This window comes from Melittangium boletus DSM 14713 (assembly GCF_002305855.1).
Taxonomy (GTDB): domain Bacteria; phylum Myxococcota; class Myxococcia; order Myxococcales; family Myxococcaceae; genus Cystobacter; species Cystobacter boletus.
On the sequence record NZ_CP022163.1, the window covers coordinates 3,191,737 to 3,217,730 of the forward strand.

Here is a 25,994-nt window from a genome sequence, read left to right on the forward strand (position 1 = left end):
CCCCCCATTACAGGGAGTCGGCATGGCACATCCCGTGAGCTACGACGCGACGCCGCAGACCTTCGACGCCCTGGTCCTGGAACCCCAAGGCGAACTGGTGGTGGTGGATTTCTGGGGGCCCGGCTGCCCCAACTGCGACATCTACGCGGCCGCCGAGCCCGCGCTCCTGTCCGAGCTGGAGGGGGCGCGCATGCGCGTGGTGAAGGTGAACGCCTACGAGCACGAGGAGCTCGCGCGGCGCTTCGGGCTCTACGGCATCCCCACCTTCCTGCTGTTCCGCGACGGCCGCCGGATTGGGAAGATGAGCCAGTATTACGGGCGCGACTACTGGCTCGGCGTCATCCGGGAGCACCTGCCCCCGGACGGAAACGCCCCCACCCCCGCCTAGCGGCGCAGCTCGGGAAAAGGCGACGTGGGCGAACTGTAGCGCCCCGTCACCAGGGACCAGTGCACGTTGCCGAGGATCCACGCCTTCAGGCCCTCCACATAGGCGAGCACCCGCGGATCACTCAACCGAGAGGCCAGCAGGGCCTCCTCGCACGCGACGAACGCATCCGTGTCCGAGTTGATGAACTCGATCGCCGCGAAGATGGACTCCTCCAGGCCCAACCCCTGGTGGACCCGCAGCACGTGGACGAAGTTGTTCGGGTTCTGGTGCCAGAGGACTTCCTTCTCGAAGGAGAAGAGGTCGTTCGTCAGCGCCACCACCCGGGTGCACAACTGCCGCATGCGCTGCACGAGGGGCAGGCGGAACAGCTCCTCGGGCAGCTCCTGGCCCGGCTCGGCGAACTCCACCAGGTCCAGGGCGGTGTAGACCCCCGAGTCCAGGGCGCGCTGCTCGATATAGCGCTCCAGCTCGGGGACCGTGCCGTCCGTCCAGTGGCGCGCGGCCAGGAGCGTGCCCCGCAGGAGGTAGTCCTCCACGTCGTGGATGAAGCGCTCCATCCACAGCTCGCTCGCCAGACCGCGCAGGCGCTGGCGCAACTGGAACGTGAAGCGCTCGAGCGGCGTGGCACGCGGGCGGGGTCGGCCGCCCCGGAGCACGGCCAGACACGCTTCCACATACGCCCGGAGGTAGTCGGGACGCTGGCCCACCTCCTCCAACTCGTCCGCCTCGTCGTCGAAGAGGAACAGCCAGGCATGCCAGTCATTGCATACCGCCAATCGCTCCCATCGCCCCTTCGGATAGACATGCGCCGTGAGCAGACCAAACTGGCCCGCCTCGAAACGCCGCACCCGCGCCGGCTCCCGCGGCAGCAGCCCCACCGACAGCACCCGTGCGCGCGTGTGGCGATCCATCGCCCTCGCGTACAGGCTTGGCTCCACCGCCCAGGCCGAGGGAATCCGCAGCATCGACAGGCGAGGACCCCGCACGAGCGGAACCTCGGGCAGGCGCGACACGTCGACGCTGGTTTTCATGGCGGGTGGTTGCATCGGGGCACCTCGCGGAGTGGCCCTCGAGAGGGACCCCCGCTCTCACGTCGACGACCCTGGTGGAAATTCTGCGACGGCAGCGTACGAATTACCCACACGCAAGCGGGAGCAGCCATAACCCGGTGACCCATCGGCTCCGCGCCAGCACTGTCAATGACTGTAAATAACAGGCTGAAGAGAATGAACCGTGTTCATCCCGAATCAAGAAATCCGTACGAGAAACGACACAAGGTGTCTGTCCCCGCGACCAGAGGCTCGCCAGAAGCGACGCCCACCGGGCGGCCCGTGTCCACTCCCACGGCGCTCCGCCACCCGGGCCGCACGCGGTAGAGTCGCCACCGCCTGATCCCCACTGAAGGAGTTGTCTTGAGACCCGCAGCGCTCTGGCTCGCGGCCGTGCTGACCTCGGCCGGTTGTTCCCACACCCCCTCGAAGACCCCCACGGAGGCGCCCATGTCCGCTCCCCTCCAGGAGGCCCCGGCCTCCCGCCCGACACCGCCCGCGCCCGAGGGCTCCCGCCCCCTGTCCGGCTCGCTGGAAGACTTCACCGCCGCCTGCACCGCCGACCTGGACACGGCACGCGCCCGGATCGCCGCCCTCAAGGCCCTCCCCTCGTCGCGGGACCACCGGAGCGTCCTGGAAGCCTACGACGACGCCATGGCCGCCCTGGGCTCGGCTTTCAGCCGCGCGGGACTCGCCCGTGAGGTTCACCCCCAGGCCGCTTTCCGTGATGCCGCGCGGGAATGCGAGCAACGGGCCGATGCCCTCAACGTGTCCATCGCCCAGGACCGGGCCGTGTACGACGCCCTGAGCGCCGTGGACCTAAAGGGCGAGGACGCCGCCACGCGCTACTGGATGGAGCGCACGCTCCTGGACTTCCGCCGCGCGGGAGTGGACCGCGACGACGCCACGCGCGAGCGCGTCAAGGCGCTCAACGAGGAAATCCTCAAGCTCGGCCAACGCTTCAACCAGAACATCGCCGAGGACGTGCGCCGGGTGGAATTGCCGCCCCAGGCGCTCGCGGGCCTGCCCGAGGACTTCATCCGCGCGCACGCTCCGGACAAGAAGGGCCTGGTGGTCCTCACCTCCAACTACCCCGACTACTTCCCCTTCATGACGTACGCGCGCGACGCCAAGGCGCGCGAGCAGCTCTGGCGCGCCTACCACCAGCGCGCGTACCCGAAGAACCTGGAGGTGCTCTCCCAGCTCATCGCCAAACGCCACGAGCTGGCCACGCTCCTGGGCTACCCCACCTGGGCCGCCTACGTCACCGAGACCAAGATGACGCGCACGCCCCAGACGGCGGCGGACTTCATCGACAAGGTGGCCGCCACCGCCGAGTCCCGCGCCCAACAGGAGAACGCGGCGCTGCTCGCGCGCAAGCGCAAGGACAACCCCAAGGCCTCGCGCGTGGAGCCCTGGGACCAGGACTACTACGAGGACCGGCTCAAGGCCGAGACGCTCGGCTTCGACTCCCAGTCCCTGCGGCCCTATCTGGAGTACGGCCGCGTGAAGCAGGGGGTGATGGACATCACCTCGCGCATGTGGGGCATCACCTACGTGCCGGTGAAGGACGCCGCCGTGTGGCACCCGGACGTGGAGGCCTATGACGTCACGGAGAACGGCACGCTGCTCGGCCGCATCTTCCTGGACATGCACCCGCGCGAGGACAAGTACAAGCACGCGGCCCAGTTCGACATCACCACGGGCCAGCTCGGCAAGCGCTACCCCGAGGGCGCGCTCGTCTGCAACTTCCCGCGCCCCGGCGAGCTGATGACGCAGGACGAAGTGGAGACCTTCTTCCACGAGTTCGGCCACCTGCTGCACCACGTCTTCGCGGGCCGCCAGAAGTGGAAGGGCATCAGCGGCATCTCCACCGAGTGGGACTTCGTGGAGACGCCCTCCATGCTCCTGCAGCAGTGGGCGCAGAATCCCGCCATCCTCCAGGAGTTCGCCCGCCACCATCAGACGGGCGAGGTCATCCCCACGCCCCTGGTGGACAAGCTCCGCGCGGCGAAGGAGGCCGGCAAGGGCCTGTGGACGCGCCGGCAGATGTTCCTGGCCGCCGTGTCGCTCGACTACTACTCGCGCTCGCCGGGCTTCGACACCACCCAGGTGCTCGCCCAGCTCCAGGACAAGTACAGCCCCTTCCGCCACGAGTACCGCGACGGCACCCACTTCCAGCTCTCCTTCGGACACCTGGAGGGCTACTCGGCCGCGTACTACACGTACATCTGGTCGCTCGTCATCGCCAAGGACCTGGAGACCGAGTTCCAGAAGCACGGCTACCTCGATCGGGCCACCACGATGAAGTACCGCCAGATGGTGCTCGAGCCCGGAGGCTCCAAGCCCGCCGCCGAGCTGGTGAAGGACTTCCTGGGCCGGCCCTCCGGCTTCGAGGCCTACCGCGCCTACCTGGACGCGAAGTAGCACGGCGCCCCGTCAGGAGAGAGCCCCCGCCGTCGAGGGGGCTCTCGCCCAGGCCCTTACGCCACGCGCCGCCGCGAGGACGAGGGCAGGCGAGCGCCCCCCGCGGAGAGACGCGCCGCGGAGCGCCACACCACCGCCGCGTAGTCCACCACGGACGCCAGCGACATCAAGCCCACCGCCACCACCAGGGGGACGACCAGCCCGGGTGCCAACAACACCGCGAGCAGCGCCGCGAGCTGGAGCGTCGTCACCACCTTGCCCAACATGCGCGCCTGGAAGCGCACCGGCCGCAGCCTCGGCACCATCCGTGTCACGATGAACGCCAGGCCCGTGGCCACGTCCCGCACCACCAACACGCCGAACGCCAGGGGAGTCAGCCGCCCCTCCACCATGAAGGTGAACAACGCCACCATCACGAAGGCCCGGTCCGCGAGGGGATCGATGAGCGCGCCCCAATAGGACTCCAGGTGCTTGTGCCGTGCGATCCACCCATCCAGGAAGTCCGTCAGGGCGGCGATCACCACCAGGAGGACCCGAGCGAGCGGCGACTCCAGCCAGACGAAGAGCAAGGCCAGGGGCAGGCGGGTCAACGAGAAGGTGTTGAGCAGCACGAGGCTGGCACGACGGCTCATGCGATGGAAGGTAGGAATGACTCCCGTCCATCGCACGGCGGCCGTTCAAGCCGCGCCACGCGGATGACAGTGCGGTGACACCGCCCGGATGAGCGAGGGAGCGGACGGGCGGACGCTCTCGTGGCCGACCCTACGGCAGCCACTCGCCGTTGAAGCACGCCGAGCCGCGAGGTGTCCGGAGCGGCGCGGGTCGCGGAGAAGAAATCGAGGCCTCTCCCCGTCTGCTACATTCCGCCCACACGCGGCGCGAGGGCTCGATGACCTATCCGAGGGAACTGGTCGAGGCGATTCGCAGACACCAGCTCGTCCCCTTCGTGGGGGCCGGCATCAGCATGGGCGTCAAGCCAGGACTGTTTCCCTCCTGGCCCAGGCTCCTGGAGGGACTGGTCGACCGGATGCACGAGGAGGCCAGCCCGGAGGCCGCCATCGCGGAGGTGCGCCAGCGCATCGACCAGGGGGACCTGCTCACCGCGGCCGAGCAGGCCTTCCAGGAGCTGGGGCCCTACCGCTTCAACCGGTTCCTCCGCGAGCGCATCCGCCACCGGCGGCCGGACGGCGTGGACCTGTCCGTGATCCATGCCCTCTGGGGACTCCAGGCCCCCGTGGTGGTCACCACCAACTACGACGACGTCCTGCTCTGGGGCCGCGAGGACGCCGAGCCCGTCTCCAATGACCAGGATGACGAGCTGAACCTGCTGGACCTCCAGGCCTCTTCCACGGAACCTCGCGTCTGGCACCTGCACGGCACCATCCACCGGCTCGCCACGCTGGTGCTCGCGGGCGCCGACTACAAGCGCCTCTATGGGGACGAGGCGCGGCCCGCCAGCTACTCCCACTACACGAGCGCGCTGGTCCGCCTGCGCGAGTGGATCCGCTCCAGGCCCTTTCTCTACATGGGCTTCAGCTTCAGCGACCCCTACGTGCTCAAGCAGCTCGAGCATGTCATTGGCATCACCAAGGGGCGGCAGGTCCCCAGCTTCGCGCTGATGAAGAAGGGACAGCTCGATCGGGGAGCGCTCTGGCCGAAGTACAACATCCAGCTCGTCGAATACGAGGACCACGGAGCGCCCCTGGCCGAGTTCCTGCGCGGACTCACGCGGGCGGCGTTCGGACAGGGTCCGTCCCCGCTCCCCGCTCCGGCCGCCGCCCCCCTCGCACCACCCGCGCCTCCCGTGATGCGCGGCCATGAAGCGGTGGCGTTCTCCGCCATCTCCGTCCCCCCTCCTCCCGCGCCGCCCCCGAGGCCTGGCGTGGAGCGGCCAGCGCTGGAAGACGAATACATGCACATCCTGGGGAGCCAGCACCGGCTGGTGTTGCTCGCTCCCGAGGATGGAGGAGCCCGCTCACTCGCCCAGGGTGTTTCGGCGCGGTATGGGCAACACGTCACCTGGCTGGCGCCTCCCAATGTCCCCGACTGCACCGAGGCCGAGTACTGCCGTGCGCTCGTGGGAGAGGCCAGCGTCACGGGCTTCGACACGCTGGTGGAGCATCTGCGCGAGAAGGCCGCGCGCCTCGGGCGCGAGCACCTGATCGTCCTGCGCCAGGAGTGGGGCCCCTCCGAGCACTTTCAGCGGCTGGGCGACACACTGCGCCGGATGATGGTCGAGCCCTCGCCAGTGGACTTCCACATCCTCATCACGGGGGGCGAGCGCTCGGCGTGGATCCTCCACCACGTGGTGAGAAGCGTCTCCGTGTTCACGGGTGCCCCCAAGCGCGAGGTGCCGGACCTCACCGTGGAGGAAGTGTGGGCCTATCTGGCCTCCATGAGCCCGGACGAGGCACGGCACGCGGCGAGCGTTCACGCGGCCACGGGAGGCCATCTGGGGCTGATCCAGGAGGCCTTGAGCAGCGAGGGGCCGCGAGACGCGGACTCGATCACGGCGCGGCTCGCGCGCGGTCCCTCGCTCCGAAGCATCGTGCGGGAGCGACTGCGCCAGGACGAGCGCCATGGCTACCAGGGGGAGCGGAGCTGCCACGCGGTACTCGAACAACTGCTCGCCGGGCAGGCCGTGAAGGCGTTGGAACCGCTCGATCACCGGGTGGAGTGCCCAGAGGTGCGGTTGTACTTCGCGGGCCTGGTGCGCACCGACGCGGCGGGAAGGACCGTACTCCGGTGCCAGGCCGTGGAGCGCGTGGCCCGCGAGGCACTGGCACGACCGCCGACATGACACGCCTCTTGTTTCTTCCCGGCGCCGGGGCGAGCTCCGCCTTCTGGCGCCCCGTCTCGGAACTCCTCCCGCCAGAGTGGGAACGGCGGCACCTCTCCTGGCCGGGATTGGGCAACGAACCACACGATCCTCGCATCACGGGGCTCGAGGATCTTGTCGCGCGCGTCCTCGCCGAGCTCACCGAACCCGCGGACCTGGTCGCGCAGTCGATGGGCGGACTCGTAGCCATCAAGGCGATGCTGCGCGCACCCGACAAGGTGCGCCGTGTCGTCCTGGCGGGCACGACTTCCCGCGAACGCACCCGGCCCCGGTGGCATCACTCATCGCACGACATCTTGGATAGACGAGTTGAGTCATTCCGAGTGCGACATCTGGTAGGGTGGACTCAGGAGGTATCCCTTCTGGCCCGACTTCTCCCGTGGTTTCCGCCCTTCCTGCTGCTCATGGGGACGACGGCGGCAGCGCAGCCCCAGTCCCTTGTTCGCGAGCGCCAGGAGCGCCAGGTGGTGGCCCCTGGCGGCCCTAGCGAACCAGTGCCAGAGGTGCGGGTGGCCACCCACATCGCCACCACGCTGGTTTTCAATGCCCCCATCGACAAAGCCTCGGTGGAGGTGGAGGGGCGGGCCACGCGCTTCCGGCTCGTGGACGTGGGCGAGCGAATCGTCTTCCTCGAGCCGCTCGTGCCTCCGGGAGAGGGAGAGCGCCTGGGCCTGCGGGTGCGCTACAAGGACGGCGCGTCGCCAGCTTCCGCCACCTTCGCGCTCGTCTCCCACCCGTCGGCGGTGGACACCCGGGTGGATGTCGTGCGCAGCCACCGCTCGCCGGAGGTGTTGGAGGCGGCGCTGGCCCAGTGCGAGGCGGGCGGACCCGCCAGCCTCGTGCTGTCCGGCCGACTCGGCGTGGGCGGTGTCGGGGCCCGGCGCATCCAAATTGTCGAGGGTGTCCAGGCGGGCTTGCAGCTGCAGAAAGGCACCGGGTTTCGGGCGGACTCGTGGGCGATGGTGTCCGTCCGCGTGCACAACCTCCCCGGCCAGCAGCCCTGGACGGCGGGCGAAGCGCGGCTCACCCGGGCGGACGGCACGCCGGTGAAGGTGCTCTCCGTCCGCATGGACAGGGCGCGGCTCGCCGCGGGCGAAACGGGGTGGGTGGTGGTGGAAACGGAGCCCCCCTCCTGGGCCAGAGACGAGGTGTTTCGCGTCGAGTTGGGCGAGAAGGGCGGCGAGCGACGCCTTGTCATCGGTAAGGCGGTCCTCTAGGTATGCGCCCCATGACGGACGCCCTGCACCCGGACCATCTCCAGCCCGGCGATAGGGTGGGGCCCTGGCACATCCTCCAGGTGCTGGGCCAGGGAGGGTCGGCCCGCGTCTTCAAGGTGGAGCGCGACGGCCACCCCTACTCCATGAAGATGGCGCTGCGCCCCCTCTCCGACGCCCCGGAGGAGCTCTCCGACGAGGAGCACGTGGAGGCGGAGCACACCTACCGGAGACTGGCGCGCGAGGCGGCGGCCCTCTTCACCTACGCCACGCACCCCAACCTGCTGCGCGTGCACGCGGTGGACTTCTGGCCCAACCCCACCAAGGGATACTCCTTCCTCATCACCGACTTCATCGACGGGGACAACTGGCACCAGTGGCGCTGGCGCAAACCGGCCCATGCGGGCCGGCTGGTGGACACCTTCTCGGGCGTGGTGCGCACCGTGGGCGCGCTGCATGAGCGCGGCGTGTACCACCGGGACTTGAAGGCGGAAAACATCCTCATCCGCCGTGCGGACGGACGGCCCTTTCTCATCGACTTCGGCACCGTGCGTCTGCCCGGGGCCCTCACCCAGACGTTGGGCCTGCCCGAGGGCGTACTGCACCTGGTGCCACCCGAACTCGTGGCCTACACGCGCTCGGAGGCGTGGAAGCGAGGTGTTCCTTTTCAGGGGGGCGTGTCCGCCGACCTGTATGCGCTGGGCGTGTTGCTCTACCAGGCCCTCACGGACGCGCACCCCTTCAGCCCGGAACTGCCGGACAAGGAGTTGCTGGCCGCCATCGCCGACACGCCTCCCACGCCGCCGCACCTCCTCAACGCCCTGGCGCCGCGCTCCCTGAGCGACATCGCCATGCGCCTGCTGGAGAAGCAGCCCGAGGCGCGCTACCCCGACACCGGGGCGCTGCTCCAGGCCTTGGAGGAGGCCGCCGACAAGGAGCGGCACACCCCGGCTTGGAAGAAGCCCCTGACGGAGCCCGACCCCGAAGCCTTCGAGGCGTCGACGGAGCAGGACGTCTCGCCCACCCGGGACACGTCCTCCAACGAGGAGGAGCCCCCTTCGGGGAGTGCTCCCTTGGCGGAGAGCGGCGCGCGGGAGCCGACGCCCCGCCTGCTGCGCGGCAGGTGGCTCATCGCCTTGTTGGCGGTACTCCTTCTTCTCCTCGCCATCGGGCCGCTCTTTCGAGTTGCATCTCTGTCCTCTCCCGTGGCGGAGCCTGACGCTTCCGCCCCCACCTCACGAGGAAACCCGCCCGTGCACCCCACCCAGTCCCCGGACTCCGCTTCTTCCTCTCGTGGCACCTCGCGCTCGAGTGTTCTCGCCGCCTGGCTCTGCGCCGCCACCACATTGGGCTGTGCGGCGGCGCAGGTGCATCCCAAGCCGGCACGGTGCCCCACGGAAGCCACCGATGCCATGTTCAAGGAGCTGAAGCTCACCACGGGCAGTCTTTTGCGCGCCCTCGTGGACGTCAAGCAACCGGGAACTCAATGGCAGGTGGGGCTCTATCGGGAAGGCGCCGTCATCGGCCGCGTCACGGAGGGTGAGGGGCTGTTGACGGAGGGGACGCTGTTGTACGGCGAATTGTGGACGGGCCCTGGGCTGACAGACGAATTCGGCGAGGCCGCCGTCACCGGTCGCTACACGACGGCCCTCCTGGCGGACGGCAGGAAGTACCCGGTGTGCATTGCCCTGGGTGGCCCGGAAGCGCGCATGCCACGTCAGCCAGGCGATAAGTCCGGCACCGTCCAGCTCCCGCGAGACGCTCCAGTGAATGCCGTCTGGAATTGGCGGTGAGGCTATTGACCGTACACCGACCCGTTTTGTTGCCTGGCCTCCTGCAAGACGAAATCGCAGGAACATCAGCGGCTCCTGGAGAAGAACCAGGTGGCTCACCATGCATATGACGCCAGAAGAGTTACGGAGTCGTTTGCAAGCAGCGAAGCAGTTGCAAGCGGGCAGTGCGCGGCGAATCCAGGCGCACCGGGAACTGGCGGAGCAGTGTCCCGCGTGCGTACCCAACCTCCTATCCCTGAGCAGATCGTTGTTGCTCGATCGCCAGGACACCGGCGCGCAAGAACGATTCGACGAGGGAGAGCAGGCCCTCCGCTTGGCCGTTGAGTCTTCCGGTGAAGATGCCTCGGCGCTCGTCGAACTCGCCCACTTCCTCGACGTTGTCCGGGACTCTCCCGAGGAAGCGGAACCGCTGTTCGCGGAGGCAGCCCAGCGGGCCAGCAAACTGTTGGAGGAGGCCTGGGCGGGTTGGATTGGAGTGCTGAGCCAGCAGGAGAAGTTCGACGCCGCGCTTGAACTCTCGAGCCGCGCCCAGCGCGTCTTCCCCGACTCAGAACTCATCGCCGAAGCCACCGCTCTCGTCAGGCAAAGCGCGGCCCGAGAAGAATGACCCACAAGCCCATCGCGCTGGGCGTGGTCGGCAAGGCGCCCACTCCCGCGCATCGTCCACGACACCTCCCCCGCGCGGAAAGCGGCTCGCGCGGGGGAGGCGCGGGGGAACGCGTCGTGCTGGCCTCAGCGGAGGCCGCTATTGCTGCTGCTGCCGCCACTGCTATCGCCGTTGTCGTTTTCGCAGGCGCCGGCGAGCACGGAGCAGATGATGGAGTCGCCACAGATGATCAATATCGAGAACACACAGATGATGCCCGCGGAATCACCGTTGCCTCCCGCGACCTGACTCAGGCTCGCATCCGAGAGATTCACCAGGGTTTCCTTGTGGAGGCGGAGCTTCTTACCAGCCTTGTCACTGCTCATGGGCACGACCGTCCTGTTGGGGGGGCCGTCTGGATTGACGGTGCTCCACACAGTGGGTCCGCCCATTCAGGTCCTGTATTACCTCACGGGGATGTGGACCTGTGCTTCCCACCCCGCCCTCATCTTCGGGCGACTTGGATGTCCGGAGGAAGGCATGCCTTCCTCGGAAGCTCACCCGCTGTTGTCGTTATCGCAGGAGCCCGCCAGGATGGAACAGATGATGGAGTCACCACAAAGGAGGAGGGAGTAAAGGCAGATGATGCCGCCGGAATCCCCGTTGCCGCCCGCCACCCGGCTCAGGCTCTCCTCGGAAAGCTGACGGATCGTCTCCTTGTGGAGACGCAGCTTCTGCTGATTCCTGTCGTTCCTCATGATGGCAAGCCCCCTGTCGGGCCGTCGACGGTGACGGTGACAAGAACAGTACAGTATGGCCTTGAACACCCTCCATCGTATCGAAGGGAGGGCAATCGTCGGATTCTGGCGCCTTTTCCCTCCGTCCCGGAGTGAAGAAGACCCCACACGCCGAGACCTGTTTCCCGTGCCGGACCCACCACCCCGCCTCCCTGGGCAACGCCGCGCCGCATGGGCGCGAGGGTCTGGCTTTCTTCTATTCCACAAACATCACCCCGGAAGCCCTCGAGCATTATCAACTAGCCGATAGACCCACACCTTCCTCGCGAAACGGCCGCTGTCCCCATCGGGCCAGTGCCACATTGATCGGCTCTCGCCAGGAGAGTGTTCAGATGAGTACAACGTCGCGGAAACCAGGCACCGGTCCTTCGACCCATCCCATCACCCTCGAGGTCAATGGTGCGCGCAAACAACTGGACGTCGCCCCCTGGACGACCCTGCTCGATCTGCTCCGGGAGACGTTGGACCTGACGGGGACGAAGAAGGGGTGCGATCATGGCCAGTGCGGCGCCTGCACCGTGCTCGTCAATGGCAAGCGCATCAACTCCTGTCTGACCCTGGCCGTCATGAAGGATGGTGCCCAGGTCACCACGATCGAAGGGCTCGCCTCGGGCGAGGCCCTGCACCCGCTCCAGCAAGCCTTCATCGAGCACGACGCCTTCCAATGCGGCTATTGCACCCCCGGGCAGATCTGCTCCGCGGTGGGACTCCTCTCCGAAGGCAAGGCGAAGAGCCTCGACGACGTGCGCGAACTGATGAGCGGCAACATCTGCCGCTGCGGTGCCTATCCCAACATCCTCGCCGCGATCGATCAGGCGAGGCGTCAGGCCAACGAGGGCACGGAGCCATGAACCGATTCACTCTCGAAAGGGCAGAAAACGTCTCTGGCGCCGTGGAAGCCGCCGTGAGCACCCCCGCCGCCCAGTTCATCGCGGGCGGCACCAACCTGGTGGACCTCATCAAGGAGAACGTCGCCCGGCCGGAGCGGTTGATCGACGTGACCCGGCTGCCGCTGAACAAGATCGAGAACACGCCTGGAGGAGGGTTGAGCATCGGCGCGCTCGTCACCAACGCCGACGCCGCCTACAACGAACACGTGGAGCGGCGCTATCCGCTGCTGGCCAAGGCCATCCTCGCGGGCGCGTCGGCCCAGTTGCGCAACATGGCCACCACGGGTGGCAATCTCCTGCAGCGCACACGCTGCTACTACTTCTATGACACGGGCACGCCCTGCAACAAACGCGAGCCCGGCGCGGGCTGCGGCGCGCTCAAGGGATACAACCGCATCCACGCCATTCTCGGCGCGAGCGAGCAATGCATCGCCACCCACCCCTCGGACATGTGCGTGGCCATGGCGGCGCTCGGCGCCATCATCCACATGACGGGCCCCAAGGGGCAGCGCACCCTCCCCATCGCGGACTTCCATCGCCTGCCAGGGGACACCCCCCACCTGGACACGAACATCCAGCCCGGTGAACTCATCACCGCGGTGGAGCTGCCTCCCGAGGACTTCACCCGCCACCATGCCTATCTCAAGCTGCGCGACCGTCAGTCCTATGCCTTCGCGCTCGTATCCGTCGCCGCCGCGCTCGACCTGGACGGCACGACCATCCGCGAGGCCCGGATCGCGCTCGGAGGCGTGGCCCACAAGCCCTGGCGGGACACCGAGGCGGAAGCCCTGCTGAGGGGCAAACCCGCCACACTGGAGAACTTCCAACCCGTGGCGGACGCCCTCCTGCGCGAGGCCAAGGGCTTTGGTCACAACACCTTCAAAATCGAGCTGGCCCGGCGCGCCATCGTACGCGCCCTCGCCCAGGCCGCCGGACTGGAGCACACCCCATGACGACCTCCTCCAAGCCCATCGGCCAGCCCATCTCCCGCGTGGAGGGGCGCCTCAAGGTGACAGGACAGGCGAAGTACGCCGGTGAGTTCAACAAGCCCGGCCTCCTCTACGGCATGGTCGTGTCGAGCACCATCGCCAAGGGCCGCATCAAGTCCATCGACACATCCGCCGCGCTCGCCGTCCCGGGCGTCCTGCACGTCTTCACCCATGAGAACCGGCCGAGCACCGCCTGGTTCGACCGCAACTACAAGGATGATGACGCCCCCGCCGGGTCACCCTTCCGGCCGCTCGACGGCGCCGACATCATCTACAGCGGCCAGCCCATCGCGCTCGTCGTCGCCGAGACGTTCGAGCTCGCGCGCCACGCCGCCTCGCTCGTGCGCGTGGAATACAAGACCCAGGAGCACGAGACGGACCTGCGCGCCCGCCAGCACAAGGGCCATGAGCCCGCTCCCGGCAAGGGCGGCTACCAGCCTCCGCCCAAGCCCCGGGGCCAGGCGGACAAGGCGCTGAGCAAGGCCTCCGTCCAGGTCGACGCGGAGTACTCCTCGCCCGTCGAGCACCACAATCCCATGGAGCCCCACGCCTCCACGGTCATCTACGAGGACGACGGCACGCTCACCCTCTACGACAAGACCCAGGGCGTGATGAACAGCCAGCAGTACGTGGCGAAGATCTTCAAGCTCGGCGAGAACGAGGTGCGCGTGCGCTCGCCCTTCGTGGGCGGAGCCTTTGGCTCGGGATTGCGGCCGCAATACCAGCTCTTCCTCGCCGTCATGGCCGCGCGTGAACTCAAGCGCTCCGTGCGCGTGACCCTCACCCGCCAGCAGATGTTCACCTTCGGCCACCGCCCGCAGACGATTCAACGCGTGGCGCTCGGCGCGCGGGAGGACGGCACGCTCGAATCCGTCGTCCACGAGGCCTTCGCCGAGACATCACGCTTCGAGGATTACTGCGAGGTGGTGGTCAACTGGTCGGGCCAGCTCTACGCGTGCGACAACGTGCGGCTGGAGTACAAGGTGGTGCCGCTGGACCAGTACACGCCCGTGGACATGCGCGCGCCCGGCGCGGTGCTCGGCCTCTACGCGCTGGAGTCCGCCATGGACGAACTCGCCCACGAGTTGGGCATGTGTCCGGTGGCCTTGCGGCTCAAGAACTACGCCGAGAAGGATCCCAACACGGGCAGGCCCTTCTCCAGCAAGGAACTCAAGGCGTGTTACAGCCAGGGCGCCGAGCGCTTCGGTTGGTCCAAGCGCAACGCCACCCCGCGCTCGATGCGCGACGGCAAGCACCTGGTCGGCTGGGGAATGGCCACCGGCTCCTGGGACGCGATGCAACAACCGGCCAGTGCCCGGGCCGTGCTGAGCATCGATGGCACGCTCACCGTGAGCAGCGCCACGTCGGACATTGGCACCGGCACCTACACGGCCATGACGCAGATCGCCGCGGACACGCTCGGCGTGCCCTTGGAGGCGGTGACGTTCAAGCTCGGCGACTCCTCGCTGCCCATGTCTCCCCTGGAGGGCGGCTCCTGGACGGTGTCCTCGGTCGGCTCGGCGGTGAAGCAGGCGTGCGAGAAGCTGCGCGAGCAGGTGTTCAAGTGGGCGCGCAAGCTGGAGAAGTCTCCGCTCGCCGAGACGGAGCTGAACGAGGTGACCTTCGCCGGGGGACGCGTCTTCTTCACGGAGGATCCGTCGCGCGGGGTGTCCATCACCCAGGCCATGAGGCACGCGGGCGTGCTCCACCTGGAGGAGGTGGTGACGTCCCTGCCCAATCCCGTGCAGAAGACATACACGATGTCCACGCACTCGGCGGTGTTCGTGGAGGTGAAGGTCGACGAGGAACTGGGCGTGATGAAGGTGACGCGCGTGGTGAGCGCCATCGCGGGCGGACGCATCATCAATCCCAAGACGGCGCGCAGCCAGATCATCGGCGGCGTCGTCTGGGGCATCAGCATGGCCCTGCACGAGGAGACGGCCGTGGACCCGAACCTCGGCCGGTTCATGAATCACAACCTGGCCGAGTACCACGTGCCGGTGCACGCGGATGTGCACGACATCGAGGTCATCTTCGTCGACGAGGAGGACACGATCGTCAATCCGCTCGGCGCCAAGGGACTGGGAGAGATTGGCATCGTCGGAGTCGCGGCGGCCGTCGCCAACGCCATCTTCCACGCGACGGGCAAACGCGTGCGCGACCTGCCCATCACCCTCGACAAGCTGCTGTAGCGGGGAAGGGAAAGAGCGCGCGGTTCGGCTCTCGCTTGACGGACCACACGCTCTTTTCGTGTAATCGAGGACACATGCCTCGAAACACCAGGATGGAGTGCGGTGTCCATTCCGCTGGACGTCCTACGTCGATGCGCGAATGAAGCTGTTCGTCAGCCCTCGACGAGGTCTGCAATACACCAGGTGAGCCGATGACCGCGCCCTTCCCTTCCGGCAGGCGCCGCCCAACCATGTCAGTGTTCTCACCGTCACGTTGCCAAAGGAATATCTGGAAGAGCATGGGCCAGGGTCCATGCGTGAACTGACCCTCGACATGGCGTCCAGACTCCCCTTCGCCTCAGGCCATGCGGGACTCGCACTGGACATTGCCCCCGAGTACATGGATCGACCCGAGGCCTTGCGTGCGCTGATCACCCGCCATCCCGGCTTCGACCTGCGTAACGCCACCATCCGTGACTTCATGAGTGCCCAGGTGGATGGGGTGCATTGGCTGAACTTCCTCGGGCAACCGGTACTCGGCACGCTGAATGGAGCCGCCGGCCTTCGTGCTCGGCTTCAATCCCCCAGCACCTCCGTTCAGGAGTTGGCCGGGGAACGAGCGCTCGTGACCTTGGGCCCGCGACCCGAGGCGGGGGATTTACTGTCAGGACAAACGCTTCCGGAGTACCGCGAGCTTGCTCAGGTGCTCGAACCCAGCATGGAGCCCTTTGACCCGAGTTTCCTCTCCTGCATTGAGCCAGCGGACAACGAGGATGTGCTGCTCCGGTGGTGGAGACGCTTCCTCGATTGAAAGGCCGGAGTCGCCCACCGGGGCAACCGGTTCAGCGCGACCGCACCCCGCACCATTGCCCTCGGGGCTGTCGCGTTCTCCGCAGAGGCGCATGGGGGCGAGCGCGAGTAGTGCCACCCCCTACAGCGCAACCTACCCGACTATCTTCAGCACCTCACCTGCCCCAATGGCTTGACCTGGCATCAGCCCCTCTCTGTAATCGGCGGGTTTGGGCTTCCTGCTCGGGGGCTCGTCCGAGGAGGTACGGCAATGTCCAGGTACTCTGTCGAGACTCGCTCCGTGGATTCACGGCGGCTCTTGCGCGTGGGAGCACTGGCCTTGGCGGCGTTGATGCTGGTGACAGCATGCGCCACGGGGACTCCCATGAGTGGAGGTCGGAAGACGTACCATGACCGTCCACCCACGGGGCACAACTCGCTCGAAGTCGCGGAGCTGGCGTTGGAAGAAGCCCACGACGGGGGACAGGGAGAAACTGTCCTTACGAAGCTGCCCACGGACTTCGGGCCGGTGCAGGTGAGCGACGCCGAGGCGACGGCAGCCCTGGCAACACTTTGGCTCGACATGCCGCTGCGGGTGACCACGTCCCGTCCCCCGCTGTATGTCGGCCACAGACTGGCGTTGGCCTCCATGCCTTTGAGTGGCGAAGCGTCGCAATCAGATCTGGCGCAGTCCTATGGGCGGTTCTGCGAGCGGTGTGGCACTCCGGGAGACTGCCTGACACTGTTCGAAGACGGGCCCCGCTTCCATGATGACGACAAGCGCGGCATTGCGCTTGCCCTGGCGGTAAGGCCGGCGCTGGAAGGCGTAGACGCGGAAGTGCGGGCTCTACTCAATCCCACGCGCGTGCTGGCCATGCTGAGCCTCACCATTGTGGTTTATATGGGCATGTTGCTCGCGCCCGTGCCGGAGCCCGTGACGAAGGGCTTGGCGCTCGGATTCACCGTGCTCATGTGGGGTTATCTTGGGTGGGAATTCTTCGACCTCCTGCGGGCCTATGCGCAGCTCCACGAAGATGCGCCCCGGGCATCTACCTTCGCGGAGTTGCGCGAGATAGGTGAGCGGTTTGGCCGTGTCATCGGTCCCAACAGCGTGCGGATTCTCGTGCTGGTGGGGACAGCGGCGATAGGTGAAACGGTGGCGCTCGCATCCAAGGCGCCGAAGCTGCCGGGGTTCGGGCAAGCATCGAGGACGGTAGAGACCACCACCGGCCTGCACCTGCTGAATACGGCGACCGGAGCCGAGCGCGTCATTGTCTCCGTGCCCGAGGGCACGATCCGACTCGTGGCAGCGCCTCACATCGTGGCCATGACGGCTCGGGGTGTTGCCGCTGGGAGTCCTGGACCGAGCCGGGGTAAGCTGCTGCCCAACGGACACAGGGCGTGGGGATCGTACAGTGGGTTCAAGTCGGCCAAGGGTTCAGCAGGCTCGGGAAAGGAATGGCATCACATCGTGGAGCAGACTCCAGGCAATGTGACGCGATTCGGGGGCGCGGCCCTACACAATACCGAGAACATCGCGGCGCTAGACAAGATCCTGCACGGCAACATGAGCCGTCTCTACTCCTCGATTCGCTATGATATTACCGGCTCGTCCACGCTGACCATCCGGAAATGGCTCAGCACGCAGTCTTATGAGGCACAGCGAGCGTTTGGCTTGCGTGCAATCAAGAACGTACAGAGTGGGTTATGGTGAAAAACCTCGAGAGACTCGTTGAGGATTTTGCTTATCACGTACAAGCCCAGAACGAGGAAATTCTCAAGGGAGACGCGAAGACCGGAAACAAGCATGCCAAGAAAGCCCTTGCCGCATTTCTCCAGCTTCGCGCTCATGGAGATACCGGTCGCGACGCGCTCGCGGTGCTGTTCTTACATCCTCGCATGGACGTGCGGGTAATGGCCGCGGTGTTCCTGCTCCGTCATCGGACAGCAGAGGCCAAAGCGATTTTGGAAGAGGCGGCAAAAGGGCAAGGGTTGGTGCCATTCGGAGCTTCCGAAGCCTTGAAGCGGTGGGAAGAGGGCACGTGGGCCCTGGACCCCGCGGAGGATGCCACGGGGCAGTCAGAAGCAAACCGCCCGGTACCTCCGAGCAAGCGCAGTCGACCCCGCACGGAGCACGCCGCTCCGGACAGGCGGAGAGGGATCAAGCGGGACAAACCCGGCGGTTGAGTCTCCAAATTCAGCGCGACCGCATCCCGTGGCGCACGGCCTCGAGCAGCATAAAGCCCCGGCGCCAGCCCAGTTCCTGGGTGTTGCTCAACGTCAGGATGATTTCCCCCGAGGGAAGCGCCCAGTACACATCCGCGCGGGCATAGTCGTTGTCCGTCGCCCGGGGAAAGGCCCGGAACTCCGTCCACGTCTCGCCATCCGCGCTGTAGAGCACGTGCGCGCTGAAATCATCCGGCGCGTAGACATCTCCTCCCGTCTCGCGCGTCGTGCCCATCACATACCCACCTCCGGGCACCTCCAGGATGGAGTAACTCGGCCCGGGCAGCTGCGTCAGGCGGACCATCACATCGTCGCCTCCCACCCGCTGCACCCCGGGAAGGGGCGGCGCGAAGAGGTTGTCCGTGCCGAACAACAACCCCTTGGGCGTCACCACCGCGTCCACCGCCACGCCCGGCGGCCCCTCCACCACCGGCCTCCACGTCATCCCCTCGTCCTCGGAGCGCAACAGGCCGCCCTTGACGTCCCCCATCATCGCCCACAGCACGCCCTGCACCGGGTCCGCCACCAACCCATGCCCATGGCGGCGGCCCTCGAAGACGTAACGCACGCGCCAGGTCACTCCCCCGTCCTGGCTCACCCACAGGTTGATGGGCGACTCCTCCGTGAACGTCTGGTACTCCAGGAAGAAGACCGTGCCGTGCAGTTCCTGGATGTTGTGCGGCTGGAGCATCTTGAAGCGGTCGAGCGGCAGCACCACCGTCCATGTGACTCCATGGTCCGTGGAGCGCGAGAGCGCATGGCCCCCCGGCGAGACCACGTTCGCCAGGAGCGTGCCGTCGCGCAGGGAGGCCATCTTGTAGAAGCCAAAGCCGTCCGGATGCACGCCCCGCCGCGTCCAGGTGCGCGCGTTGTCCGTGCTCGCGTAGAGCTTGGAGCTCCCCTGCCGCTCCTCCAGCGCGTAGACGGTCCCCGAGGGATCCACCGCCAGGATTTCGTGGGTGCTGTCCCGGTATGTCTCCCGGAGCGAGAACGGCGCCGTGGACTCCGGAGCGCGCGCCCCCGCGAGCCGTGACGCCACCGCGTGTCCCATCCGGGCCGCCGCGTCCGGCGCTTCCGCGTCCGGCAGTCCCGTGGAGAAGTCGATCAACCGCTCCGCGGGCAGTTGGGTGCGCCACCACGTGTTCACCGCGCCCCGAGGGCCGGGCCTCCGCGAGGAAGCTGGGAGAAGGCCCGCATGGACGTCACACACCGGGCGCAGCCGCTCGAAGGTACGGCTCAGCGAGGCTTCCAAGGACTCCGCGGAGGCCCCGTCCACCGCCTCGGCCTCGGGCAGCACCACGCACGCCACCTGTCCGCAGGCGCGCAGCGACTCCAGGCTCCGCGCGGCCTCCGCTCCCTCCAGGCCTCCCAGGTCCAGCACGGGAATCCCCAACAGCCGCTCGGCCACCGCGGGCCACGTCTCCCGGAGGTCTCCCTCGCCACTGCCCGCCCGCGTGCCCACCCCCACCACCGCCACGCACCGGCCCGGCTCCGCTTCCACCTCGATGGCGCTCAGCCCCACCAGCTCCGTCTGGGACGTGCCGAAGCCCTCGCGCTTCCGAGAGAAGCCGCCCGGGGCCCTGGCGCCGTGGGGAAAGAGCGCCCGCGCGCTCGTGGCCACGGCCCCCTCCACCTCGAAGGACACGGCGAGTTCCTCGCGGAAATCCACCTGCAGGAGCACCGGGTCGCTGCGCAGCGACTCCCAGGCCGCGGCGTGCGCGCCCGGTGCTCCGGAAAAGGTCAGTGCCAGGGGCGCGGACGCCAGCGCGCCCTTCGTCTCCGCCCGCGCCACCGTGGCCTCGTGCAGCCGCAGGGGCGCGTCCCCCGCTCGGAAGACGAAACGCAGGCGCGTGCCCGCGCGGGCCACGGGGACTCGGAAGCGGTACGTGGTCCGCCCCGGCAGCGTCAGCGAGCCTCCGAGCGGCTGATAGAAGGTGGGCCGGAAGGCCTTCCCCGAGGGTGTTTCCTGGCTCGGGTGCCCCTCGGGAACCTGGCCGGGCGAATCCGGAGCCTCGGAGGGGTCATCGGGTGCCGCCTGGACGGGGATGGGCCCTCGCGGCGCGGGCTCTTGGAATCCCGCCTTTCCACACCCCAGTATCCAGCAACCCCACACCACGGCCCACACCCTCCTCCCCCGCGAACCTCGCCCCATGAAGCATTCCCCCCCTCCACCCCCCACCACTCACGGTGAATCTGGGACAGGTGTCCGCGAACGCCAACGACAGGCATCTCCCGCCGAGGGCGCACGTCTGACCGGGCGTCCATCACGTCCGGGGAAGACAGAGCCCCTGTCTCTCGGGACACCCGCGCCTCGAGTCCCCTCGGGGAGCCGATCCTCGGGGTTTACGCCCGGTCCCGTTTGAAGTACGGGGCGGACATGCCCATTCTCGCCCTCGTCCGACACGGACAATCCCTGTGGAACCATGAGAACCGCTTCACCGGCTTCGTGGACGTGCCCCTGACCGAGCAAGGGCGCGCCGAGGCCAGGCAGGCCGCCCAGTCCCTCAAGGGCCTTACCTTCGACGTGGCCTACACCTCGGCGCTGACCCGCGCCCAGGAGACGCTCGCCATCCTCCTGGAGACGATTGGCCAGCGCATCCCCGTCATCCGCGACGCCTCGCTCAACGAGCGTCACTATGGAGACCTGCAGGGCCTCAACAAGGCGGACGCCGCCAAGCGCTGGGGCGACGATCAGATCAAGCTCTGGCGCCGCTCCTACAACGTGCCGCCCCCCAATGGCGAGTCCCTGGAGATGACGGCCAAGCGCGTGCTGCCCTTCTACGACCGCGCCATCAGCGGCGACCTGCGCCTGGGCAAGAACGTGCTCGTGGTGGCCCACGGCAACTCCAACCGCTCGCTCGTGATGAAGCTGGACAAGCTCAGCGGCGAGCAGGTGGTGGAGCTGGAGCTCGCCACCGGCGTGCCGCTCGTCTACGAGCTGTCCAAGGACGGCGAGGTCCTCAGCAAGCGCACCCACGGGTAGCGCCGTGGAGCCCCGGCGTCTTCCCCGCGCGAAGGGAAGGCGCCTGGGGTTCCAGGGAGAGGGTGTCGGGCCTGAGAGGTAACTTCTCTGGATGGCCATTCGAACGAGTGAAACTCCACTCCGCAAGACCCGACAGCTGAAGCAGTGCTTCGCGCTGGTCTGGCTGGTGTTTCTCGTCGGTTGCGGAACGACCTCCAAACTCGTTCGCCTCGACACCGGCGAAGCGCCCCCACAAGTCTTCACTCCCCTCTCCCGATTCAAAAGCGTGGAGTTGAAAGCCCATGAATTCAAGGGGGCCATCGCGAAGCAAGCTCGCGAAACAAGAGCCGCCATCTCCCCCCCTTCCCCCCCTCAGGATGCCGCCCGGCATCTCTTCGAAGTGGCGGCACGCGCAGGCACCTTCGAGTACAACGCACGCACCCACCGTCTCTCCATGCTCAGGCCAGGAGACACCTTGGAGGCAGAGCCCACGAAGGTGGAGGCCGAGCTGACAGGGGCCTACCGGCGCTGGTGCGAACACACAGGCGCATCTGGAGACTGTCTGCACCTGCTGGAGGAAACTCCCACTCTCGACGGGGATGGCCGATACACCCTGGCGATGGCCTTGGCCCAGAGAGTCGTGCTGGATGAAATGCTCGAGGCATTCAAGGACATGGCCGATCCCCATGCCATGGTCTCGGCCATCCTGTGGACCTGTTCCACCTATATGTTTCTGATCACCGTGCCCGAACCGGTGACCAAGGGCCTCGCCGCCGTGATGACCGCCACGCTCATCGCCTACGTGGGAGTAGACACATTCTGGGGACTGATCCAGGGCTTCAAACGTCTGATGTTGGAAGCGGACCATGCCACCACTTTCAACGACCTGCGCGAGGCGGGCGAGCGCTACGGCAGAGTCATCGGTCGAGACGCGGCACGGGCCTTCGCCATGCTCGCGGCGGTGGCCGTCGGAAATACAGCGGCCGGATTCGCGGCCAAAGCTCCAGGACTCCCCGGCCACACCGCCGCGTCCCTCGTGGCCGAAACCCAGGGAGGATTCCGGCTGAGCGCGATCGCCGATATTCGCTCCGTGGCCGTTTCGGCCGAGGGCATCACCATCGCCCTCGCAACAGATGCGGTGGCCACGACGAGCCAAGGGATTCGAGATGTTGGCCAAGAGGATGAAACGACCAAACCGCTGGACGCAACATCGTTGATTGTTGACGAAAATGTAATGATCGCACTCAACAAGCAATCGGCGGGCAGAACCCTACAGCCCGGCGAGCAGGAGCTCCTCAACGAGTTGCGGAGATTCAACACGGCCGATCTTCGCGTCTCTGAAACAATCCACCACAAGGGAAGTTCCACGCTGAAAAGGTTCGACATCACGGTCGAGCGCGGCAGCGATGAGTACAAAGAAGTGCTTCGCGTGCTCGAGGATTTCAACGTGGGCAGGACAAAGGGCTCCGAGGATCGGCAGATCGTCGCCGATGTGTTCTTCGCGAAGACAACTCCCGGAGTCAAACCCGTCCTCGTGACTCAAGACAAAGGTATCTATAATCGACTTTCATTCATGGCGGGCCACAACCCGGCGAAGCTGGGCAAAACGGTTCCCAAGGCATTTCCAAGAGGCTTCGAAGTGACCGTCAACGGTCGAACCATTACCGTGCTGCCACTCTCCGGGAGCTAGCGAACCATGCCGTATTCGTACGATTACTTCGCCGCGGAACTGACGTGCCCTGTCTGCGGAGAAACCAGCCCCGCTGACCACACCACGAACATGCAAACCTACCTGCGGGACAACCCCGAGCGGGCGTTGCTTCCAGTGGGAGCGCCCCTACCACTCGACACGGAGCGCATTCGCCAGAAGAAATATGAAGGGTACCTGACCGCACAAGTCCCCCGACCAGGCGCGCCCATTCACATTCTCCAGACATGGGAGTGCCCCTTCTGTGGAGCACCCGCGAACTGGGCAGAAGTCACAGTCTCCCACGGAGTGATTGAACGCATGGCCGCTGTCGAATTCGACCGCGATCATTTCGAACGAAGTCACCTGATCGCCAACGATGCCCTGGGTATCGCCATGGATTTGACGGGAAAGACGGCCCAGGAACTCGTGAAGATGGATCTCGTCCAAATCCTGCGTGACAGGCTGTAACGAGCGCCACCGCGCGAGCCCAAGCCCTGGTTGTCGCACCAGGGCCCCGCCCAGGGTCTCGTCAGCGCACCAACGCCAACAGCCCGAGCAGTCCCACCACGAGGAAGAACAGGGACTCTCCCGCGATGAGCCCTCCGCCCACCAGCGAGGTCGTGCTCATGTCCTCGGGCAGTGCCTCTCCCTCTCCCGGTGAGCCGGACGCCTGGGGCGCGCCCCTTCCCGACCATGTGTTCCAGAGCGAGGACACGATGCCGCCCACGCCGAACCAGAGGGACAGGGACAGGTTCACGAAGCCACCGAAGGACGAGGCGTAGGGGCTCGCGAGCAGCACCGAGTCCATGGTCCACCCCACCGCGTAGCCCGCGCGCGAGCCATTCACGAAGCGCACATACGCCGCGTTGCGCTTGAGCAGCTTGCGCGCCACCTCGATGGTGAAGCCCAGCACGAGGCCGAACAGGAGCGCCTTCACCGTGTAATCCGACAACGTGCCCAGGCCGCGGATGGCGCCCACGACCTTGTACGTCATCGCCGAGCCCCACTGCCCCACGGGCGCCGTGGGGTCGTCGAGCTGATTGATGGCCAGCACCGGATAGGCGCTCATGAAGACGCGCGCCAGCCCCACGCACAGCACCGCGCCCATGACGATACCCACCACCTGATAGCGGAACTGGAGCGTGCGATCCGTGCCCAGGCGCCAGCCCGTGGAGCGGTCCTGCTGCATGTCACAGCCCACCGAGGTGCAGATGAGCAGGATGCTCGAGGCCATCAACCCCACGAGCGGATTGTCGAGCCCGCCCAGCGACATGAGCAGCACCGACACGACGAAGGCGCTGGAGATGGGATTCTGATCCGTGATGCCGTACGCGATGCCGTTGATGAGCACGAAGAGCAACGACAGCGCCATGCCGAAGAGAATGAAGCCCACGGGCTGATGGAGCAGTCGCGTGGCCACGGCCACCAGCGCCACGCCCCAGAAGACGACCCACGCCAAGAGCCTGGGCACGTTCACCTTCTTCCACGCGGGCTCCGCGACGGGCGGCAACTTCGCCCGGTCGCGCACCCGCTCCACCGCCTGCACCGCCAGCAGGGACAGGTCCACCACGGCCGCGCCCAGGATCATCGCCAGACCCACCAGGAAGCCCACCTTGCGGAAGGGCTCGTCCGGACCCAGCCACCCCCACGCGCGCAGGGTGGGCGTCATGGCCGCGCCCACGAGGCCGCCCACGATGGCCGGCACGGTGATGCGGCTGCCCACCACCATGCCCGCGCCCACGGACGAGGCGCTCATCCCGGTGCTCGCCAGCCAGGCCACGTGCGAGGTGAGCCCCGCCACCAGCGCGCCCGAGGCCGCGCCGCCCCCCAGCTTGGCGATGGAGGCCTTCAAGAGGCGCTTGTCGGTGAGCGCCCGGAGGATGTTGGCCACCGCGTAGCCGGACGGGTAGTCGAGCTGCAGCCGATCCACGAGCAGCGGCGTGTAGAGCATACCCAGGCCCACGCCGAACATGCCCACGCACCCCACGAAGAGCATCAGGTGCCAGACAGGCGGCTGCGGCATTCCCAGCCACACCATGGCCTGGATGAGCACCGACATGGCGCACATGGACGCCACCGAGGCGGCCATCGTCTGCATGTAATTGGCGCCGTGCTTGCCCTCGGGGCCATAGCCATAGGTGACGGCGCTGCCGAGAATGCCCGCCAGCACCTGGCCGCCCACGAAGAAGCCCAGGCTGAAGTTCATGTACGAGGCGGCGATGCCCCCCAGCGGCCCGAGCACGAAGATGGCCACCAGGCTGAGCAGCAGGTGGAACTTCCACGAGCCCGGCGCGGGCAACCAGCCAAAGCGGGAACCCCCGGGGGGAGGCTTCGCGAGGGAGTCCAGATCCAACGGGGGAAAGACGGGACGGGCCATGGGGGCCGCAAGCTAGCGCACTCCCGCCGCGAAGCCCTTCCTCAGATGCGCGTGAAGGACCAGCTCACCGCGCGCCCTCCCGCGTAGGGCATGACCCCGTGGAACGCCCGGGGATCCGCGTCGAACACCAGCGGAAGGAAGTGCCGGTCTCCGTCCCACAACGGCAGGCTCATGATGTCCTTCACCGGCACCCACGACAGCTCGCCCTCCACGTTGCGCTCGTGGGGCGTGCCCTCGAAGCGGTCGATGCGGAAGATGAAGCCGAGCCAGTCCTCGCCCTTGGGCCCAAAGCCCGGCCAGCTGATGGTGCCGCGCAGCGTGAGGTGCGTGCACTCGATGCCCGCCTCCTCGCGAATCTCCCGGCGCATGCACGCGACGACGTCCTCGTCCGGATTCATCTTGCCCCCCAGGCCGTTGTACTTCCCCAGGTGCGCGTCGTCCGGGCGCGCGTTGCGGTGGATGAGCAGCACCTTCGAGCCGTCCGGAGACATCACGTAACCCAGGGTGCCAATGATGGGCGTGTAGCGCATTCCCCGCTCTTAACGCCCCGCGACAGCACCGCCAAGAAGCCGCTGGGTAGGCTGGAAACAGCCACGCTCGGGTGAAAGCGTTGTACTCCTCGTGAATCCAGGCCCAATCGGCTTCGCGTCCTCTGGTGAACAGCTTCATCACATCCCGGTACCAGGGCTGTACCCCTGGTTCGGTTGAGCAGGAACGTCTAGGCTCTATTTCATGACATCCGTGTTTTCTGTGGAGAGCGCATCTCCCCCTCTCCAGGATGCGCCGGGCGCGCCACCCCCCTGGCCC

21 protein-coding genes and 2 pseudogenes are annotated in these 25,994 nt (G+C 67.0%); 16 read left to right on the forward strand and 7 right to left on the reverse strand.

Annotated elements, in window-relative coordinates:
• The first annotated feature begins 22 nt into the window (after positions 1–22).
• Complete coding sequence (locus MEBOL_RS13330) at positions 23–388, forward strand: thioredoxin family protein (RefSeq protein ID WP_095977788.1); 366 nt, start codon at positions 23–25, stop codon at positions 386–388.
• Here MEBOL_RS13330 and MEBOL_RS13335 read toward each other — a convergent pair.
• Positions 385–1,419 (reverse strand): terpene synthase family protein, encoded by a 1,035-nt coding sequence (locus MEBOL_RS13335; RefSeq protein ID WP_095977789.1) that lies wholly within the window; start codon positions 1,417–1,419, stop codon positions 385–387. The two genes, MEBOL_RS13330 and MEBOL_RS13335, sit on opposite strands and share 4 nt — an antisense overlap.
• A gap of 468 nt (positions 1,420–1,887) precedes the next feature.
• On the opposite strand from MEBOL_RS13335, the gene MEBOL_RS13340 reads away from it, so the two are divergent.
• Positions 1,888–3,864 carry a M3 family metallopeptidase gene (locus MEBOL_RS13340; RefSeq protein WP_095982757.1) on the forward strand — a complete coding sequence of 659 codons (1,977 nt, stop codon included), beginning with the start codon at positions 1,888–1,890 and terminating at the stop codon, positions 3,862–3,864.
• 56 nt (positions 3,865–3,920) lie between these two features.
• Here MEBOL_RS13340 and MEBOL_RS13345 read toward each other — a convergent pair whose 3' ends face one another.
• Entirely contained in the window at positions 3,921–4,496 is a 576-nt protein-coding gene (locus MEBOL_RS13345) for a CDP-alcohol phosphatidyltransferase family protein (protein ID WP_245919721.1), read from the reverse strand.
• 257 nt (positions 4,497–4,753) lie between these two features.
• Between MEBOL_RS13345 and MEBOL_RS13350 the strand changes: the two genes are divergently transcribed.
• The 5 genes and pseudogenes from MEBOL_RS13350 (at position 4,754) to MEBOL_RS13365 (ending at position 10,317) form a co-directional block, all read left to right on the forward strand.
• A complete protein-coding gene (locus MEBOL_RS13350) occupies positions 4,754–6,664 on the forward strand; it encodes an SIR2 family protein (RefSeq protein WP_095977790.1) in 1,911 nt (636 codons plus the stop codon).
• Positions 6,661–7,038, forward strand: a pseudogene (locus MEBOL_RS44060) (alpha/beta fold hydrolase); the annotation flags it as partial. The gene MEBOL_RS13350 and the pseudogene MEBOL_RS44060, both read left to right, overlap by 4 nt.
• A 69-nt stretch (positions 7,039–7,107) precedes the next feature.
• A complete protein-coding gene (locus MEBOL_RS42775) occupies positions 7,108–7,920 on the forward strand; it encodes a DUF2381 family protein (protein ID WP_095982759.1) in 813 nt (270 codons plus the stop codon).
• Positions 7,921–7,931: 11 nt separating this feature from the next.
• Positions 7,932–9,710, forward strand: a complete 1,779-nt coding sequence (locus tag MEBOL_RS13360) for a serine/threonine protein kinase (protein WP_095982760.1) — start codon at positions 7,932–7,934, stop codon at positions 9,708–9,710.
• Positions 9,711–9,960: 250 nt separating this feature from the next.
• Positions 9,961–10,317, forward strand: a complete 357-nt coding sequence (locus MEBOL_RS13365) for a hypothetical protein (protein ID WP_170115497.1) — start codon at positions 9,961–9,963, stop codon at positions 10,315–10,317.
• A gap of 125 nt (positions 10,318–10,442) precedes the next feature.
• Here MEBOL_RS13365 and MEBOL_RS13370 read toward each other — a convergent pair whose 3' ends face one another.
• Both MEBOL_RS13370 and MEBOL_RS13375 read right to left on the reverse strand, forming a co-directional pair.
• Entirely contained in the window at positions 10,443–10,682 is a 240-nt protein-coding gene (locus MEBOL_RS13370; RefSeq protein WP_095977792.1) for a class I lanthipeptide, read from the reverse strand.
• 171 nt (positions 10,683–10,853) lie between these two features.
• Entirely contained in the window at positions 10,854–11,054 is a 201-nt protein-coding gene (locus tag MEBOL_RS13375; RefSeq protein ID WP_095977793.1) for a class I lanthipeptide, read from the reverse strand.
• Positions 11,055–11,425: 371 nt separating this feature from the next.
• On the opposite strand from MEBOL_RS13375, the gene MEBOL_RS13380 reads away from it, so the two are divergent.
• The 6 genes from MEBOL_RS13380 (at position 11,426) to MEBOL_RS13405 (ending at position 18,119) form a co-directional block, all read left to right on the forward strand.
• The gene (locus tag MEBOL_RS13380) at positions 11,426–11,944 is read left to right on the forward strand and encodes a (2Fe-2S)-binding protein (RefSeq protein WP_095977794.1); all 519 of its coding nucleotides are present in this window, start codon (positions 11,426–11,428) and stop codon (positions 11,942–11,944) included.
• The gene (locus MEBOL_RS13385; RefSeq protein WP_095977795.1) at positions 11,941–12,936 is read left to right on the forward strand and encodes an FAD binding domain-containing protein; all 996 of its coding nucleotides are present in this window, start codon (positions 11,941–11,943) and stop codon (positions 12,934–12,936) included. Before MEBOL_RS13380 ends, MEBOL_RS13385 begins: the two co-directional genes overlap by 4 nt.
• Positions 12,933–15,164 carry a xanthine dehydrogenase family protein molybdopterin-binding subunit gene (locus tag MEBOL_RS13390; RefSeq protein ID WP_095977796.1) on the forward strand — a complete coding sequence of 744 codons (2,232 nt, stop codon included), beginning with the start codon at positions 12,933–12,935 and terminating at the stop codon, positions 15,162–15,164. Before MEBOL_RS13385 ends, MEBOL_RS13390 begins: the two co-directional genes overlap by 4 nt.
• Positions 15,165–15,417: 253 nt before the next feature.
• Positions 15,418–15,954, forward strand: a complete 537-nt coding sequence (locus tag MEBOL_RS13395; RefSeq protein ID WP_095977797.1) for a type VI immunity family protein — start codon at positions 15,418–15,420, stop codon at positions 15,952–15,954.
• Positions 15,955–16,203: 249 nt separating this feature from the next.
• Positions 16,204–17,646 carry a SitA5 family polymorphic toxin gene (gene sitA5, locus MEBOL_RS13400; protein WP_095977798.1) on the forward strand — a complete coding sequence of 481 codons (1,443 nt, stop codon included), beginning with the start codon at positions 16,204–16,206 and terminating at the stop codon, positions 17,644–17,646.
• Positions 17,640–18,119, forward strand: a complete 480-nt coding sequence (locus tag MEBOL_RS13405; protein ID WP_095977799.1) for a DUF2019 domain-containing protein — start codon at positions 17,640–17,642, stop codon at positions 18,117–18,119. The genes sitA5 (MEBOL_RS13400) and MEBOL_RS13405 overlap by 7 nt, the downstream gene beginning before the upstream one ends.
• Before the next feature lie 10 nt (positions 18,120–18,129).
• On the opposite strand, the gene MEBOL_RS13410 is transcribed toward MEBOL_RS13405, so the two are convergent.
• Complete coding sequence (locus MEBOL_RS13410; RefSeq protein ID WP_095977800.1) at positions 18,130–20,274, reverse strand: hypothetical protein; 2,145 nt, start codon at positions 20,272–20,274, stop codon at positions 18,130–18,132.
• Between the two features lie 261 nt (positions 20,275–20,535).
• Between MEBOL_RS13410 and MEBOL_RS13415 the strand changes: the two genes are divergently transcribed.
• The 3 genes and pseudogenes from MEBOL_RS13415 (at position 20,536) to MEBOL_RS41090 (ending at position 23,278) form a co-directional block, all read left to right on the forward strand.
• Positions 20,536–21,141: a 2,3-bisphosphoglycerate-dependent phosphoglycerate mutase gene (locus tag MEBOL_RS13415; RefSeq protein WP_095977801.1), complete on the forward strand. Its 606-nt coding sequence runs from the start codon at positions 20,536–20,538 to the stop codon at positions 21,139–21,141.
• 136 nt (positions 21,142–21,277) lie between these two features.
• A pseudogene (gene sitA5 / locus MEBOL_RS44240) lies at positions 21,278–22,282 on the forward strand (SitA5 family polymorphic toxin); the annotation flags it as partial.
• Between the two features lie 534 nt (positions 22,283–22,816).
• Positions 22,817–23,278 carry a hypothetical protein gene (locus tag MEBOL_RS41090; RefSeq protein WP_157774930.1) on the forward strand — a complete coding sequence of 154 codons (462 nt, stop codon included), beginning with the start codon at positions 22,817–22,819 and terminating at the stop codon, positions 23,276–23,278.
• Positions 23,279–23,339: 61 nt separating this feature from the next.
• Here MEBOL_RS41090 and MEBOL_RS13425 read toward each other — a convergent pair whose 3' ends face one another.
• Together MEBOL_RS13425 and MEBOL_RS13430 are read right to left on the reverse strand one after the other, a co-directional pair.
• Positions 23,340–25,187: an OPT/YSL family transporter gene (locus MEBOL_RS13425; protein ID WP_095977802.1), complete on the reverse strand. Its 1,848-nt coding sequence runs from the start codon at positions 25,185–25,187 to the stop codon at positions 23,340–23,342.
• Positions 25,188–25,228: 41 nt separating this feature from the next.
• Positions 25,229–25,717 carry an NUDIX hydrolase gene (locus MEBOL_RS13430; RefSeq protein ID WP_095977803.1) on the reverse strand — a complete coding sequence of 163 codons (489 nt, stop codon included), beginning with the start codon at positions 25,715–25,717 and terminating at the stop codon, positions 25,229–25,231.
• Between the last annotated feature and the right edge of the window lie 277 nt (positions 25,718–25,994).